Source organism: Cognaticolwellia beringensis (genome assembly GCF_002076895.1).
In the GTDB taxonomy this organism is placed as follows: domain Bacteria; phylum Pseudomonadota; class Gammaproteobacteria; order Enterobacterales; family Alteromonadaceae; genus Cognaticolwellia; species Cognaticolwellia beringensis.
The window spans coordinates 3,612,153-3,629,584 of record NZ_CP020465.1 but is presented as its reverse complement, the minus strand read 5'-3'; the positions used below and the strand labels follow the sequence as shown (position 1 = coordinate 3,629,584).

The following is a 17,432-nucleotide window of genomic DNA, read 5'->3' as shown; positions in this document are numbered from 1 at the left end:
GCTCCGTTAGTTATCGTTATGCTTTTATATCCATTGTATTTAATGTCGAACTCATTTTATATCGAACTTATTTTTTGCTAAATTACTCGCCGTTTCATCTTGTTCCGCGTCAAATTCAGTCATACCTGCCGTTATATCAATATAGTCGAAATATACAAGTTTTTTCAATATAGGGAATACTTATACATTGGTTACATTTACATTACAATTCATCATTACCAATAGTCATTTAAAAACACTACTTATTGGTAACATAAAAAAATAAAAGCAGCTTCACAATGAATTGTATTGGACTCTAAATACTATATATTTTCTAGCAAAAATAAATCATAAAATAAAAGTAAAACTATTTAAAACAGCAACTAAAATATATAAAAACTTTAACACCACTAGAAGTTAATGCATAAAAAAAGATTAAATACCTGACATAAAATAACTTACCACTTAAATGATGTAAAAATTATTGGTAATAACCTTATAGTAAATTAATATAAAAAATTGCTTTTATGTTCAAATAAAATACTGAGTGGAATACCACAAATTTGAAGTTAAGTATAAATGATTTAGTAACATGCTCAAGACTCATTTCTGCTCATCTATGTACTGATTTAATCTATGTTAATGGCGAGTTCTCTTACTTACTCCTATTTAGACATAATAAGGCCAGCATAACTAGCGAGATCATTTTATATAAAGACATTATTTGAAGCCAAATTAAACCCAGTAACATTAACAATAAACTTCTAGACGTCTAGATTGACAAAAAAAATTAACACCATATAATGCAATCCAACATAGACATTCCTTCAGAAAAAGTTATTGTTTAATTTGAATAAAATAATAACTAAAAAAGATCCTATTCATGACCAATAATATATCGCCAAAGCCTTCGTCATCATCGTTGCCCAAAAGTAATTCAGCTCCAAGCTTAAAAAGCCTGCTTCCTTTTGGGGCTTTTCTTGGGATATTTCTTGGCACAGGAATAGTGCTAACTTTGCAGGGTGTTGATTTTGCCTTTTATCAACTGCCCGCCAGTATTGCCATTATTCCGGCAATATTACTGGCTATTTACATGGGTAGAGAAACAGTTAATGAGCAAATTAGCCAATTTATAGCCGGTGCTGGCCATCAAAATATCATCACCATGTGTATCATTTACCTTTTAGCTGGTGCTTTCGCGACAGTGGCTAAAGCGACAGGTAGCGTTGATGCCAGCGTGCAATTAGGACTGTCGCTCTTTCCTGATTATTTCCTGTTGCCAGGCTTGTTTTTAGTCGCAGCATTTCTTGCCACGGCTATGGGAACGTCCATGGGTACTATTGCTGCCATAGCTCCTATTGCCTTAGGCTTCGTAGAGTCTGCTGATATCGATGCTAGCCTAATTGCCGGCTGTATTATATCTGGTGCTATTTTTGGTGATAATTTATCAATAATTTCTGATACCACCATAGCGTCGACCCGGAGCCAAGGCGCGCACATGAAAGACAAGTTTAGGGTCAACTTTAAATTTGCCGTTCCTGCTGCATTAATTTGTTTAGCGATTCTTGCGGCTAATGGCGTATCTCTTACCCATGAAGTTAGCCAAGAACTAGATGTTATCGGTTTCTTACCTTATATCGTTATTTTGGCGTTAGCCTTGTCAGGTGTGAATGTATTTATGGTGTTGATCATCGGTATTGTTTTAGCTGCAGCTATTGGCATGTTGAACAATGGCTATCAATTATCGACTTGGGTAAGTGATATCAATCAAGGCTTTGCCAGTATGCAAGACATCTTTATTTTGTCGTTATTTATTGGTGGTTTAAGCGAGCTAATTAAACGTCAAGGTGGCCTAAGTGCCCTAACCACAAGTATTGAGCGCTTAACGCGTAAGGTTTGCCCTAACAATAAAAAACGTGCTGCCGGTATTGGTATTGGCGCTTTAGCATTTTGTTGTAATTTTTTCACCGCTAACAATACTGTATCTATTATCGTTACCGGTGAAACGGCGAAAGACTTAGCGACTGACGGTAAAATAAGCCCAGCCCAATCAGCAAGTTTATTAGATATTTATGCCTGTATAAACCAAGGGTTATTACCTTACGGAGCACAAGCGCTATTACTCGGAGCCACTTTAAAAATATCGCCATTAGAGGTGGTAGCAAACGCCTACTACCCTATGATTTTATTCGTTGTTGCAAGCTTTGCTTTTTGGCGTATCACGAAAAAATAATGTTTGATTCATTTTAAACTTACATAAAAAAGCCCGTATTCACGGGCTTTTCAGCAATTTATGCTCGATGACAATACTACACGGCTAAATTAAATAGCAGGTTTAACACATTTAGGCGCCGTAGCTTGTTTAAAAATTGGCGTTGATTTTGGCAAATGCTCAGTTAACTGTTTAATGCGGGTCGCATTTGAAGGATGAGTAGACATAAATTCAGGTGGCGCACCTGATGATTGTTTCGCCATATTTTGCCAAAGCTTAATACTACCTTTTGGATCAAAACCCGACTTTGCCATTAAGTCTTGGCCAACTATATCGGCTTCACTTTCATGACTACGACCATATGGCATTAAAACTCCGTATTGCACACCTAAACCTAAACCTGCCATCACCATATTACGGCTTTCAATATTTTGGCTTTCAAGTACCACGCTGACAATTGAAAGGCCCATTTGACTAACTTGGTTTGACGATAAACGCTCGTTTGAGTGATGTTCGATTACATGCCCTACTTCATGACCAATAATAGCGCCTAATTGGTCTTGGTTTTCCGCTACTTTTAATATGCCAGTATAAACACCAATTTTCCCACCCGGCAACGCAAAGGCATTCACTTGCTCTGAATCAAATACCACCACTTCCCAAGCGCCGTCATGCGCCGATTTTGGCACATTAACGGTAATAGCATTGGCAACACATTGCACATAACGGTTGATTTCAGGTGATTGACTAATTTTTTCTTTAGTTTTCATTTCTTCAAAAGAAGCACTGCCCATTTTATTAAGGTCGCTTTCTGACATCATCATCAATTGCGAACGACCGGTAGAAGATTTAGTACAACCGGTTAACGTTATTATTGCTAGGCATATTGCCAACTTTAAGTTCATGTAACTTCCTTAAAAAATTGCTTTAAAATAAATGCTTTAATATCTTATTCTAAGTAATGAAAATATAAATATCTATTATTTATTGAATAAAGCTAACTTTGAGTATTTTTAAGGAATGACCCGTCTAAGGTTAAATGAAAATGCTGTACCTTCACCTAACGTGCTTTGCACTTTGATATCAGATTTCAATAACTCTAATAATTTTTTAGTAATCGCTAAACCTAGACCAGTGTGTTTATTTTTATCTTGTATTGCATTACTAGCACGATAACGGGTGTCAAAAATATAAGATAACTCGTCTGCTTTGATACCGGTACCATTGTCTTTAATCGTCAGTCGGCATTGATTATCGTTAAGCTCTTCAATGATTAAATCGATTTTTCCATTTTCACTGGTGTGGCGAATGGCGTTTTCTAATAAGTTACTGATCACGCGTTCAAGTTTCGCAATATCACTATAAACTTGAGTGTAAGAGCTACTAGGCTTTATTGATATATCGATATTCTTCGCACGGGTTTGCAGGTTAAATTTTGCCATAATATCGTAGAGCAATTCGGCTAAATTAAAAGTCTCGAAATTTAACGTTACTTGCCCTCCTTCAAGATGTGTAAGCTCAAATATTTGATCAATTAACAACTTTAATTGCAGGGTGTTTTTTAGCACAGTATTAATGTGTTTTTCTCGTTCTTGTGCCGTTAATTCATTGCCTTTATGGGCTATCATTTCAATATAGCCCTGTAAAGACGACAACGGAGTACGTAAATCATGTGAAATATCAGCGAGCAATTCTCTGCGTTTTACATCACTTTGTTGTAAGAGATTTAATTGACCATTAATTTGATTAACCATTTCTTCAAACGCGATACCCAATTGATGCACTTCATTACTGCTGTTTGGCATCCATGGCGTTAATTTCAAAGACGATTTATCAAACCCAGCATTTTTTAATAACTGAATATCTCGGATAAGGCAACGAAGTGGCCGCGTAAAGTAATAGAAAATACCTAGCATTACGATGAAAAGAAAAACTAATGCGCCCACTAACATTACCATTGAAAGCTCGGCTTGGCGGTCTGAATCTAAACGACTATACGCTGACTCATAGCGTTCGCCGGTTACAATAACGTAGAGGTAACCAATTAATTCGCTGCCATTAAAAACCGGTGCCGCTGAAAATATTTTTTTGCGATTTTCATGTTGCGGATCATCGCCATATATAGGCAAACTCGCTTGGTTTTGTGTTAATTGTATTAACGGTTTTAAGTCAATACGATTGCGTTTGATTAAAGAAGGCGTAATTGAATGGGTTAAAATAACACCATTTGGATCAACAAAATAAAACTCAAATGCTGGCCCTAAAACCATTAAAGTATGAAAAAGGTTTTTCAAGGCCTGATGATCATAAGCTCCTTTTTGCAGTAGTGGGTTGTCTCGGGCTAAACTTGCTGCAAGTGAGAGGTGTAAATGTTGTTCAGACTCGTAACGTGTGGTTTGTTCTAAATGCTCTGCCCAGACAAAAAACACACTAATAATGACTATAAATACCACTAATAACGACAGAGATAGACGGTGATAAAGAGAAAGTCTCACGCCGCAACACCATGGCGGCAAAGTTTATAACCTACGCCCCAAACGGTTTGGACTATTTCAGGCTTAGTCGCATTGGTTTCAACTTTATTTCGTAAACGGTTAATGTGTGAGTTTACTGTATGTTCATAACCACTATGGTGATATCCCCACACTGAACTTAACAACTGCTCACGAGAAAACACTTGGTCAGGATGTGATGCTAAATAGAAAAGTAAGTCAAATTCAGTTGAAGTCAGTTCAACATTCTGTCCGTTCAGTGTTACAAGATGAGACAGGCAATCGATTTTCAATGTACCTAAAGTCAAATACTGCTCAGGTGATTGTTTCTCTAATTGTTGCTGGCTAATTTTTGATAATAAATGTACTCGACGTAACTGACTTCGTACTCTAGCCTGAAGTTCTCGGACGCTAAAAGGTTTAGTCATGTAGTCGTCAGCCCCTAACTCAAGGCCTAATACACGATCAATTTCACTGTTTCTTGAGGTTACCATTAAAATCACCTGTTCGGGCTTTTGCTCACGTAATTGCCGACAAACATCTAAACCAGATATACCGGGTAACATGACATCAAGCATCACTAAGTCATATTGATTATGTGCTAGTTTTTCTAAGGCTACTTCGCCAGATAAACAATGTTCAACCGTTACGCCGATTTCTTTTAAGGTTAAAGTAACCAAATCAGCAATATCTTGATCGTCTTCAACAACCAGTATGGTATCCATGCTCTGCTCCATTATTATTATCTTTTTGACAAGAACGTGGCACAGAGTGGATTTAATAGATTTTAAAATCACTTAAGAGAGTTTTATATGCTTTATTACGCATCATTTATGCGTAATTTATGCGTAATAAACTCAATTAATTTCTGTACCCTGTTTATAAGAACTTGTAAGCACAGAAATACTTTCGTGGTTTTTACCAATGACTCTCGTATTTAATCCAAAAGCAATTAAATGTAGACTTTGTAATAAATATAAGTGTTCAACATCTCGCTAAACACTTAGCCTTTTATCGTGTTCGGGTTACAACTATACGGGCTGTTGGGTTATCCCAACGGTCAGCTTCAGTTAGTACCGAGGTGCTCAAACCTTCTTTACTGCCATCACTTGCATTGGCACTAGTAACAACACCACGGTGAAAGTGAACCAGATCAAAAAGATCGTCACGGGTAGCATCAAAACCTGCACTTGCTCCACCTCCACCGGCACCACTTGCTGCTGGCCCCGGCATTGTACTTGCCGTTTCCGTATTTGCTTCAGTGCCTGCATCCCAAGTAGGCGCCATAAAGCTGATAGTCTGGCCAACCGTCATGTTACTGATGTTGGCCGAATTCAGGCCCGTAAACGCATCATTAGTATCAACCAACATGGTGGTAAAACTAATGCGTAAGTCATCAATATCTAAAAGTGGCACTAATAATGTCGACATTACCCCTATAGACCTTGGCGGTGTTGCTCCAGGCGTAGTTACTGCATCTAAATATTGAGTTGCCGCTAAAGCTTCCGACATCAGCCCGGTGGGATCACCACCTTCAGCAAGTTGTTCTAACCCTAAACTTGCCGTTTCACCATCTATAAAAGTGTTGAAGCCTGGTTCATGTAACACTACAGCTGCCGGCGAAAATGGTTGGCCATAAGTTAAGTTAGTTAACTGTACGGTGTAAACCGCAAGGTTGCCATTGGTACCGTCAGCGCCATTTGTGCCATCGCTGCCATTTGTCCCGTCAACGCCAGCACTACCTGCTGGACCTGTAGCGCCATTCTCGCCATCATCGCCACCACAACCCGTTGCTAATACAGCAATAAGTGGCAGTAAAGCTAAACTTAGTTTGTTCATATTCATGATCAATCCTCCCTAAATTAAGGTGCTGGGATAGTAATAGTTACGCGCGCAACAGGGTTCAACCAACGATGCTCTGTCGACTGTAAATCGCTAGCACCATCAGTAAGGCTGGTATCACCTAAAACATTTCTATGAATATGCACTGGGCCGTCTGTACCATCTACCACTTCATTAGCGCCAATTGCCGTGCCGTCTTGTGCAAAACCTACTTTGGCCGCAACACCCATTCCACCAACACCTAATGGCACTGGAGAGGCACCTGCACCCGCAACACCTGGTGCACCATAACCACCAAGCGGTGTACCACCTTGTTCAACGATGTCAGTACGCATGCTATTTAATTCGTCATTTAACTCGGTACCTGCGTCATAGGCGTTCACCATATAAGTATAAGTGCCAGGAGTAGTGGGTATTTTAATGCTGTCTAAGCCAACAAAGGCATCATTGGTTGGTATGAGCATAGCTAAGATAGAAAGGTGAGATTTATCCATAGTATCAAATGAATAGTTTTCAGTGCTTGATGGTGCGCTTAAACCATCAATACGATGCCAAGTATTTGAGCTATTATCGGTATCTGTTGGGCCTAAAAGTGCTTCAAAGTTCTGTCCAGAAGATGCTGCATTTTGAGCATCGTCAATCACCCCAGCTTCGGCAAGCCAAGCTAAAGCAGATGTTGCCTCAAGGCCTGGCTCAAAAGCGTCAACGGTATTATCATGCGCTATCACTAAACGTGGCGTAAAGTGTTGAGCATGTGTAAGGTTGGTAATTTGAATATCAATGGTTTGCGCCATTAGCACTGAGCTTGAACACGCTAGTGCAATAGCCGATGCGGCTTTAATAAGTTTCATAAGTTTCCCTTGATGACTAAATGATTTCACAATTAGTATGCAAAGCAAACATGGCTAAACTTTCACGGAGTTATCACAAATGTATCACAATTTTATAAATTAAAAGTAATGAAATTTATTTGTTCATTAGCGTGTCACGACCTTTACTCACCCCATAAATGTCATCAGGGAAAAAACCTAAAGTGACATGAAAATCTTTATTTTTTAACAATAATTTTTGACGGATAAATTGGCCATCAGGCGAAGAGGCAACAACAAAGTAACTCTTTTTATCGTCATTTTCGACTCGTCCTAAACCATGTAAAATGACACGAAATTGTGTCTGCGTTGTTAATTTAGCTTTATCAATAGTTTGATATTCATATGGATTTACCAAGGTAACATGAAAGGTTTGCTGATCACGTGCCGCTTGGTGCTGACGATATATAGCAAACTGCTCTTCACCTAGCTCAGTTTTTAATTGCTCTAAATAACGACTCAGTTCAGCGATTGAAACTTTACCACCTAAATAAACTAAACCGCTGTTATCTCTAAGCTCACTAATCTCTAAATTCAATGTTCTATCTTCGTTAAACGGGCTTTCTAATAATTGATTATCCGATTGCGCTAACACTCTCGCTAACGGTGTCGCTTTTTGTTTTGCCGTTAGCGGTTTATGTGGTTCTTCAGTATTGCTATTTTCAGCAATATTACCACCCGTAATTAAAGTCGCTTTATGCCCTGACGTGATGGACGATTTATCTTGATGATTGTTTGTATGCTCATCCAATGCAGTAGTCGCTGAAGCTATACTACTAATGCAGAGAAAAGTAATGGCTGTAAACTTTATATTAATATTCGTTCGACTACCTAGTTTCATGATGCTCTCAAATTAATGTTATCTATTTTATTCTGTACTAAAGCGCCGGTATGTCAAAAAAGTTTACATCTACCAATACACACAAGTTAAATTTTATTGTGTACTGTAATAGTATCACTGACATTTCATCGCGTTAGTCGATATACTTGAGTATTGTTAATATTTAACGTTATGCTGAATCTAAAACATAGCATTTATACTAAGTTAATTAATCAACTTGGTATAAACATGATTTTTCAAATTCTTTCTTATTTACTTTATCAACAATCAGCAGGAGTTGCTTTTCACTAAATGCTATCTTCAATCAGTCCAGAACTTTTTAATTATATCGCGATTACATTCGCCCGTTTTAAATGGCAACTTTTAGCCTGGAGTATATTCTTCTTTGTGCTTTTTATAGGCTTACAGTCACAAATTCAACTAAAAACCCCTAGCGTGCTGGTTTGGTTAGCAATACTGATATTGTTTGTTGCCATTGAAAGCTTAGTCGTTGCTGCGTTTATGTTTTTCTTTCAGGTACTACCGTCAACGCGAGAAGAAAATCTCGCTTGGTTTAAGTTCTACCGAACCATTGAATGGTGTGAAACAATACTCTTTACAATATTACTGCCTTTACCGATAGTTTTGTTTATATATGCCTTTGTGCGCTTGGCTATTTAGCAAGTAAAATGATTAGCTATTAAGCAGAGTTATCATCTCATCTTCGGTTAACACACTAACACCCAGGTCATGCGCTTTCACTAATTTAGAGCCTGCTTTTTCACCAGCGACTAAATAATCTGTTTTTGCTGAAACGCTACCCGAAACTTTAGCTCCTAATGCTTGTAAAGCTGTTTTGGCTTCGTTTCGGCCCATTTTACTTAAGGTGCCGGTTAGCACAAAAGTTTGATCTTTTAACGGCAATTCATCATCACTTTTACGCTCAATATCAGGCCATGACATTATATTTTCTAGTTCTTCAACTACCTCAATATTATGATCTTGAGCAAAGAAATTAACAATATTTTTTGCCACTATAACGCCAACATCTGGCACTTGCTGTAATTGTTCTGTAGTCGCCGATTTAATAGCAGGAAAGTTAAGAAAATATTGCGCTAAATTTGAAGCTGTTGTTTCACCCACTTCTCTGATGCCTAAAGCATAAACAAATTTTGCTAAGGTTGTTGTTCTGGCTGCCTCAAGACCTTTAATTAAATTAGCCGCTGACTTCTGCCCCATGCGTTCCATAGTACTGACATCAAGTTCGGTTAATTTAAAAAGATCTGCAGGGGTTTTGATCAAGCCTTCGTCGACTAATTGTTCAACTAATTTATCGCCTAAACCGTCAACATCAAGTGCTTTGCGCGAAGCAAAGTGTTTAATAGCTTCTTTGCGTTGTGCCTGGCAATACAAACCGCCAGTACATCGCAACACAGCCTCTCCTTCTGCTTTTAAAACTGCAGACTGACATACAGGGCATTCGGTTGGAAAAGCAATCACCTGAGCATTGTCAGGTCGACGTTCAAGTACGACACTTACGATTTGCGGAATAACATCACCCGCGCGGCGAATAATAACAGTATCATTTATCTGTATACCTAAACGGTCGATTTCGTCTTGGTTATGTAACGTGGCATTACTGACTGTAACACCGCCAACAAATATCGGTTTAAGGCGTGCTACGGGCGTAATTGCGCCTGTACGACCTACTTGAAAGTCTACAGACTCAAGTAGGGTTAGCTCTTCTTGTGCGGGAAATTTATATGCCGTGGCCCAACGTGGCGCGCGGGCTACAAAGCCCAATTTTTTCTGTAGTTCAATGTCATCTACTTTAAAAACTGTACCGTCTATTTCGTAACTTAACGCTTCGCGTTGTTGTAATATGTCTTGATAAAAAGCTTCTACCTGCGTGGCATTTTCCAGAAGTTTGACTTCAGGGCACATTGGTAAGCCTAACGCTTTTATTTGGCATAAACGTTGATAATGAGAGTTTGCCAACCAACTTTCGTCAATACTTTCAACTTCACTTTCTATGTCATCGTCAAGCTCATTCAAAGCGCCAACAAAGCCAATACCATAGGCATAAAATCCTAAATTACGTTTTGCGGTAATTTTCGAATCTAGCTGACGTAGGCTACCTGCGGCAGCATTTCGTGGATTAGCAAAACCTTTTTCGCCTTTTTTAATTGCTTGCTTGTTTAAAGCATCAAAGCTTGCTTTTGGCATAAATACTTCACCACGAACTTCTAAAATATCGGGAAAGCTTGTGCCTTGTAAACGCAATGGAATCGACTTTATGGTGCGAACATTTTCGGTGATATTTTCACCAACCATACCGTCACCACGCGTTGCCGCTTGAACAAAGATCCCTTTTTCATAACGTATACTTACCGCTAAACCGTCAAGTTTTGGTTCGGCACAAATAGCAAAGTCGAGCGTTGATGTAACACCACCTCTATTTAAACGATCGAGTAAGCGTTTAACAAATGCTTGCCATTCTTGTTCAGAAAAAACATTGTCTAACGACAACATAGGGAGTTGATGTGTAACTTGGCTGAATGACTTAAGCGCGGTCCCACCAACCTTTTGGCTAGGTGAATCAACCGTCTTTAAGTGTGGGTGTTCTGTTTCTAAAGTATTTAATTCCCGCATTAATCGGTCGTATTCGACGTCAGGTACACTAGGCTCGTCAAGCACGTAATATTGATGATTGTAGTGATTAATCAACTGACATATTTCAGCAATACGTTTAATAATACTTAGTTCAGACATAATTTATTTACTTAGAAAGTGAGTAAGTTACCGTCAATAATGTGCCGTAGTTTTACACATTATTGACGATGAAGTTTATCGGGGGTGAAAATTTACAGTGAGCCGATACGACTCTTGCGTTCAAACTCGCGAATAAGACCGATATAATGCTGCTCAGTTTGCTTGGTCATAACGCTACGTTTGTGATCCAACAATTGCCCACGAAACTCTACGGCAAGTTGCTTCGCAGCATTTAGCATTTGCTCAAACACTTCAAATGCATCACCAGGATTAGGTAAGGTCATAAAAAGCGTAATACCTTGTGTGCTAAAGTTTTCGATATCATCAAGGTCAAATGTACCCGGATTCATCATATTAGCAAGGCTGAAGGTCACTTTTCCATTACCCGCATTATCTTGGTGACGATGAAATATATTCATTTCCCCGTATTTCATCCCTAAAGTCAGTAGTGTCGGCAATAACGCAGCACCTGACATAGAAAGTCCTTGAGGCATAACAACCGAGAGTACAATAACTTGTGGCTCAACCTCGACAGCAGCAGGTTTTTTATTTTCCTGCGTGGCCGACATACTAGGCATATCCTTTACAGCTTCATCACCGAAGTTTATTTCCATTTGATTACGTTTAACTTTAGGTGCATGAACATTTTTTTTACGGGCAACAGGTTTATTCACTAGAACTTCTGGTTTTGCCTGTGTCACGGGTTGCTGATATACAGGTTCAGAATATACTGGCTTTTTAATAACGACTTCATCTGCAACCGAAGGTGTATCTTCAGCTTCAGGGAAGAAGTCACCTTCATAATCGGGTGCATCCGACAAAGCTTGTTGTTTTAAATGCTCAGGCACTGCCTCGGTATCATTAAGTAGTACACCAAAATCGTCACGTTGTCCTTGAGGTTTAATCTCAAACGCCCCTGGAGGAACTTCAGATGGCATAGGTTCATCACTATGAAAATTTCTACTACCTTCAACAAGATGAGACTTTACAGAAATATCATCGCGCTGGGCATTAGCACCAACAACCTTAGGTTTACTTACGCCATCTTGATCAAATCCTGAACCATCAAAACCACGTGACTGTGGCGCGACAGGATCAACTTTAGTCTTTAATTTATATGGGTTTTTATGTTTTCTAATAGTCCAATAACCATGAATGAAAATGGCTGCTATTACGAGAGCACTGATAATAATTAATGTATTTCTGAAATTATCTTCCATTACCTAGCCTATTCTTATACTTCTGCCATGGCGATTGCTTCGTCTATATCAACCGCTACCATACGTGAAACACCTGGTTCAAACATGGTAACTCCGGTTAAATGTGACGCCATCTCCATAGCTATTTTATTATGACTTATATATATAAATTGCACTGTTTGCGACATTTCTCGCACTAGATTACAAAAACGACTGACATTTGCATCATCTAAAGGTGCATCCACTTCATCAAGTAAACAAAATGGAGCAGGATTCAATCGAAAAATCGCGAACACTAATGATAATGCGGTCAGCGCTTTTTCTCCACCAGATAATAGATGAATTGTGCTATTTTTTTTACCTGGCGGTCTAGCCATGATGGTGACCCCTGTTTCTAGTAGGTCTTCACCGGTTAACGTTAAGTAAGCTTGACCACCACCAAAGACCTTAGGAAATAGCACCTGTAGGTCTTTATTAACCTGATCAAAGGTTAGTTTAAACTTATGACGACTTTCTTTATCTATTTTTGCAATTGCCGCTTCTAACGTAGTTATTGCATTATTAAGGTCTTGATCTTGTTGGTCAAGATAACTTTTACGCTCAAACTGAGTTTCATACTCTTCAATTGCTGCTAAATTTATTGCCCCTAACATTTGAATGTCTTTAGCCAACTTAATTAAATGCGCTTGCCAGAGCGATTCTTTAGCGTTTTCTGGCATGGCTTCAACTACTTTATCGATATTTTGTTGAAGTTCAGCTAATACCTCTAAGGTGCTTTCTGCCCTTAATTTAAAACCTTCACTGTCTAAATGTAAACGCGCTAGTTGTTCATTAAAGCCACTGATTTTATTTTGACTGGTTTTTTGTTGTATTTCTAGCTCTGCCAAACGTGTTTGGCTGTCATTTAAGGTCTTCTGATTAAATTCCAACTTTTCATTAATCGCCGTTAGGTTATCAAGCCACTGTGGTAACTGCTGCTCAAATTTTTGTATTGGCTGACTATTGTCAGTAAAAACTTGGCTATTACTGGTTAATCTTTGGGTCAATAAGTTAACATTTTCTTGATTTGAACGAATACTTTGCTCACGTTGCATACGCTGACTTTTGAGCTGTTCAACCACTAAACTCAGCTGATGCCGATTTTGGTGTAATGTTTGACTGCGCGTTTGTATTATTTCTATCGATTGTTGCAACAGCTCTTGTTGCTCAGAAAAACCGTCTACGTCATCTTCAGTGTCATCAGATATTTGTGCTAATTGTGCTTGAAAATCAGCTAGTTTTTGCTTGGCAATAACTTCACTTTTGTACAATTCTTCAACTTGTTCTGCTAATTTTTTCTGCTGGCTTTGTTGTTGTTGATTCGCTTGAGCTTTTAATGAAATGACATTATCGAGCTCATTAAGTTTAGTTTGTTGTAACGTGACACTTTCGCTATTCAGACTTTTTTCATTGCTTAATAATGCCAACAGCTCGAGATATTTATTTTGCTGCTGCTCGATATTTGCTTGGCTTTTCAGTATTTGCTGAAGCGAAGTTTGTTCATTTTCAAGCTGACGCTGTAAACTAATATAGTCATAACCTTGCTCAAGTTTACCCTTGGTCAGCATATGATGTTGTAGCCATGTGCCATCAGGACAAATAACGCTTTCATGACTTGCTAAGCCCGGTAACTTTTGCTTGGCTTCAAGGTAATTTTCAGCTAGAAAAATAGCATCAAAGTAACCAGTTAATGCACTGACCCCGCTCACTTTACTCGCTAATGTGTTGCTTTTTACAGCTGCAGCACTTTTACTTTTGTCAACCCTACTTTGCTCAATGCTTTGTTCAATGCTTTGTTCAAGATTTTTTTCAATACTCTCTGCGATATTCTGATAAACAAAACATAAGTTGTCGGCAGTTAAGTTTCCGTTAGCATCGGCGTTCGGTAATGTATCAACAAGATGGCCCGCTAACCAATGAGATAGCACAACCTCTGTCGCCTGCTCCCAACCTTCGGTAACATCTAGCTGACTTTGTAACGAGACAAAATCTGTAATACTTTGCTTGTTAAACCATGCGGCTTGTTTTTCACTCCAAGGCGACTTATCTGCAAGCTTTAACTCTAAATTTTCAATTACTTGATTTTTAACAGCATGCTGACCTGCAGCTACCGCTAATTGCTGATTTAGCTGCTGAGACGCTTGTTGCAGGTTTATTTCTTTATTAGTCAACTCGCTATGTTGCTTTTTCAGCTCTGTTAACGTTGCTAAAGCGATATCTTTTTGTTGCTGATATTGCTCATCAGCACTTTCTGCAGTATCTATTAAAGGCTGCAAGGCCATTTGTTCACGCAACTTAAATACTTGTTGGGCAACTTGTTCAATAATAGTTTCTTGTTGAGTAATACTGGCATGCAAAGTTAATTTTTTCTGCTGATTAACATTACGCTTTTGCTGTTGTTGCTGCCACTGGCTTTGCAACTTTTTCTGTTGGGCCTGTTGTTGCGCTAGTTCAGTTTGACACGCTTCCAGTGCCGCTTCGAGGGACTTCAACTCGGGTTGCTGATCATCTAACTGGGTGATACACAATTGCAATTGCACTTGCTCGGCTAAAATTAATTGCTGTGCATTTAGTAATTGTTGCTGTGTTAGCTCATTATCGGTTTGAGTTTTTTCTGATTGTTCTTTTAAGTATTTAACTTGCTGTTCTGCGCGGGCAATATCTTGCGTTACATTGAGTTTTTGCTGATGTAATGTTTGATTATTATCATTACATCCATTCATGGTTGCTTTTAATTCAATGATCAATAAGTCGTTTTGACTAAGCTCTGCATTTTGGCTTGCCACTTTATTTTCCAACGCTACGATGCGCGTTTGATGCAGTTGACGTTGCTGATCAAATTTTTGCCAGCGTAATACCGCCAGCTCGGCTTTATATTTACGCTCTTGTTGTTTTAAGGTACGAAAGCGTTTAGCCGCTTGTGCTTGTTGATGCAATTTATCAATTTGAACATCAAGCTCAAGACGAATATCGTTTAATCTTGCAAGATTTTCTCTGGTATGGCGTATTCTGGTTTCTGTTTCTTTACGGCGTTCTTTATATTTTGAAATGCCAGCGGCTTCTTCAATAAATACGCGTAATTCTTGTGGTTTCGATTCAATTAAGCGAGAAATAGTCCCTTGTTCGATAATAGCGTAACTGCGAGGACCTAAACCGGTTCCTAAAAAGATATCGGTAATATCGCGTCGGCGACATTTTGTACCATTTAAATAGTAAGTATTAGTGCTTTCTCGATTCACTACTCGACGCACCGACACTTCAGTACGATCAGCCATGTTGCCTTGAATACGGCCTTGGGTATTATCAAACACTAGCTCGACACTGGCTTGACCAATCGGCTTTCGACTAGCTGCACCATTAAAAATAACATCGGTCATGGCTTCGCCGCGCAAGTTTTTCGCAGAGCTTTCGCCTAAGACCCAACGTACAGCGTCAATAATATTCGATTTTCCACAGCCATTTGGCCCAACAATAGCGGTCATTTGTTGTTCAAAGGGGACTTTGGTGGGATCGACAAAGGATTTAAAACCTGCCAATTTTATATGCTTGAGTCGCATTAAATCGAAAAACCTAATCAAAGTATCTATTGGCTAAAATTTTGTAAGACAATAGAATTAACATTAAACATCAGTAACTGCCGCCACTGTAACAGAAATTGATGTAATTTGTAACATCACAATACTGTTCATATCATGCTAAGGATCCTATAATCGGGCTATGAATATCAACTAGTTAGGTTAATAAAACAACAATGAACAATAATGACAATCCCCCTTTAGCAAATGGCGGTGCAGGATATTTTATCAAAGGCTTTGAGTTGATCCGAACACCAGGAATTCGCCGCTTTGTATTTATTCCATTATCGGTAAACTTGGTACTGTTTAGTTATGCTTTTTATTATATGTTTTTGCAGCTAGAAAGTTATATGTTGACCTTAGAAGATTGGCTTGGTGATTCGTTTTCTTGGCTAAGTAGTTTTATTTGGCCATTAGCAGTTTTGTTTGTATTGATTATTTTTTCATTTATTTTCAGCTCAGTAGCCAATTGGTTGGCCGCCCCATTTAATGGTTTACTCTCAGAAAAAGTTGAGGCTTTATTGACAGATCAACCCTTGCATGACGGTGGTGCTTTGGATGTGGTAAAAGATATCCCCCGAACGCTAAGTCGCGAGGTAAGCAAATTAGGTTATTATTTACCGCGTGCTGCTGGCTTCTTTTTACTTTATTGGTTATTGCCGATTGTTGGCCAAGTACTGTGGTTTTTATTTCTTGCCTGGATGATGGCCGTACAATATATAGATTATCCATTTGATAATCACAAAATTAGTTTTACGCGTATGCGCAGAACATTAAAGCAACGCCAAGGTTTAAGTTATAGTTTTGGTATAACTACGGCGGTATTTTCTATGATCCCGTTAGTAAATTTGGTAGTAATGCCCGTGGCTATTTGTGGTGCTACAGCACTATGGGTAGATAATTATCGTGATGAATTTGTTGACCGTTCATAGTAAATCAAATAATAATCAGCATGTTGACAAGTATTAAACAATCAGCTCAAGCATCATTCATTTTTTGGTGTTTGTTTGATCGTGCGTTTAAATATTAGCCACGTATTGCAAGTCGCATTAATACTAAAATTTGACAGCAAAAAGATCAACGTGCACACTCATAATAATGTAACTACGTTTATGATTTATATCACATTGATAACTTAAAAGGATCTGGTGATGCCAGCATTGCGCTTTATACCAAAGAGTTCATTTTTATCTCATGCTTTAATACTGTTCATGGTCAGTTTTAGCATTAACGCAGAAACCACTAATTCCGAAAAAAGTATTTTAGATAAAGTTGATATACCGGTACTTGAAGACGCGCGTATATTTGCTAAATTTGATGAAAACATACCCGCGGTGATTAATTATTTCACCTCAGTTTCAGAAGATAGCGTGATAGATTTTTATAATAAAAGCTACGGTGAACCAATAGAGCGTGAACGCAAACGCGGCCGCTTAACGTTGAATTATCAACAAGAGTCACAACAAATACGCGTAGTAATTTCACAACAAAATAAACAGCGTCAAGTTGACGTTATTGTAAATAAACGTACAGTAAGCCCGTAGCTGCATTTAATAAACCATAAAATTTTTAATTTATTGAACATAAAAAAACATCGCTTATGGCGATGTTTTTTTTGTGATTTTTTTATGTT

At 38.4% G+C, this 17,432-nt stretch carries 13 protein-coding genes; 4 read left to right on the top strand and 9 right to left on the bottom strand.

Translation table 11 applies throughout. From position 1 onward, the window contains the following. The first annotated feature begins 862 nt into the window (after positions 1-862). Positions 863-2,212 (top strand): Na+/H+ antiporter NhaC family protein, encoded by a 1,350-nt coding sequence (locus tag B5D82_RS15260; protein ID WP_081152728.1) that lies wholly within the window; start codon positions 863-865, stop codon positions 2,210-2,212. A gap of 89 nt (positions 2,213-2,301) precedes the next feature. Here the strand turns inward: B5D82_RS15260 and B5D82_RS15255 are convergent, their stop codons facing one another. The 6 genes from B5D82_RS15255 to B5D82_RS15230 form a co-directional block, all read right to left on the bottom strand. Beyond that, the gene (locus B5D82_RS15255; RefSeq protein WP_081152726.1) at positions 2,302-3,096 is read right to left on the bottom strand and encodes a M48 family metallopeptidase; all 795 of its coding nucleotides are present in this window, start codon (positions 3,094-3,096) and stop codon (positions 2,302-2,304) included. A 108-nt stretch (positions 3,097-3,204) separates the two neighbouring features. Next, a complete protein-coding gene (locus B5D82_RS15250) occupies positions 3,205-4,686 on the bottom strand; it encodes a sensor histidine kinase (RefSeq protein WP_081152725.1) in 1,482 nt (493 codons plus the stop codon). After that, complete coding sequence (locus B5D82_RS15245; RefSeq protein ID WP_081152723.1) at positions 4,683-5,408, bottom strand: response regulator transcription factor; 726 nt, start codon at positions 5,406-5,408, stop codon at positions 4,683-4,685. The genes B5D82_RS15250 and B5D82_RS15245 overlap by 4 nt, the downstream gene beginning before the upstream one ends. A gap of 286 nt (positions 5,409-5,694) precedes the next feature. Next, positions 5,695-6,528: a spondin domain-containing protein gene (locus B5D82_RS15240; protein WP_081152722.1), complete on the bottom strand. Its 834-nt coding sequence runs from the start codon at positions 6,526-6,528 to the stop codon at positions 5,695-5,697. A gap of 17 nt (positions 6,529-6,545) precedes the next feature. Beyond that, positions 6,546-7,376 (bottom strand): spondin domain-containing protein, encoded by an 831-nt coding sequence (locus tag B5D82_RS15235; RefSeq protein ID WP_081152720.1) that lies wholly within the window; start codon positions 7,374-7,376, stop codon positions 6,546-6,548. Between the two features lie 115 nt (positions 7,377-7,491). Further along, positions 7,492-8,235 carry a hypothetical protein gene (locus tag B5D82_RS15230; protein ID WP_081152719.1) on the bottom strand — a complete coding sequence of 248 codons (744 nt, stop codon included), beginning with the start codon at positions 8,233-8,235 and terminating at the stop codon, positions 7,492-7,494. A gap of 291 nt (positions 8,236-8,526) precedes the next feature. Here B5D82_RS15230 and B5D82_RS15225 point away from each other — a divergent pair, with 291 nt between their 5' ends. Beyond that, the gene (locus tag B5D82_RS15225) at positions 8,527-8,895 is read left to right on the top strand and encodes a hypothetical protein (protein WP_081152717.1); all 369 of its coding nucleotides are present in this window, start codon (positions 8,527-8,529) and stop codon (positions 8,893-8,895) included. 12 nt (positions 8,896-8,907) lie between these two features. Here the strand turns inward: B5D82_RS15225 and ligA are convergent, their stop codons facing one another. From ligA to smc, 3 genes are all read right to left on the bottom strand, one after another. Next, the gene (ligA, locus tag B5D82_RS15220; RefSeq protein WP_216629054.1) at positions 8,908-10,989 is read right to left on the bottom strand and encodes an NAD-dependent DNA ligase LigA; all 2,082 of its coding nucleotides are present in this window, start codon (positions 10,987-10,989) and stop codon (positions 8,908-8,910) included. An 89-nt stretch (positions 10,990-11,078) separates the two neighbouring features. Continuing rightward, a complete protein-coding gene (gene zipA, locus B5D82_RS15215) occupies positions 11,079-12,206 on the bottom strand; it encodes a cell division protein ZipA (protein ID WP_081152714.1) in 1,128 nt (375 codons plus the stop codon). A gap of 14 nt (positions 12,207-12,220) precedes the next feature. Next, entirely contained in the window at positions 12,221-15,781 is a 3,561-nt protein-coding gene (gene smc, locus B5D82_RS15210; RefSeq protein ID WP_081152713.1) for a chromosome segregation protein SMC, read from the bottom strand. Positions 15,782-15,975: 194 nt separating this feature from the next. Here smc and cysZ point away from each other — a divergent pair, with 194 nt between their 5' ends. Both cysZ and B5D82_RS15200 read left to right on the top strand, forming a co-directional pair. Then, entirely contained in the window at positions 15,976-16,731 is a 756-nt protein-coding gene (cysZ, locus tag B5D82_RS15205) for a sulfate transporter CysZ (protein ID WP_081152711.1), read from the top strand. Between the two features lie 219 nt (positions 16,732-16,950). Next, a complete protein-coding gene (locus B5D82_RS15200; RefSeq protein WP_081152709.1) occupies positions 16,951-17,343 on the top strand; it encodes a hypothetical protein in 393 nt (130 codons plus the stop codon). Positions 17,344-17,432 lie beyond the last annotated feature (89 nt).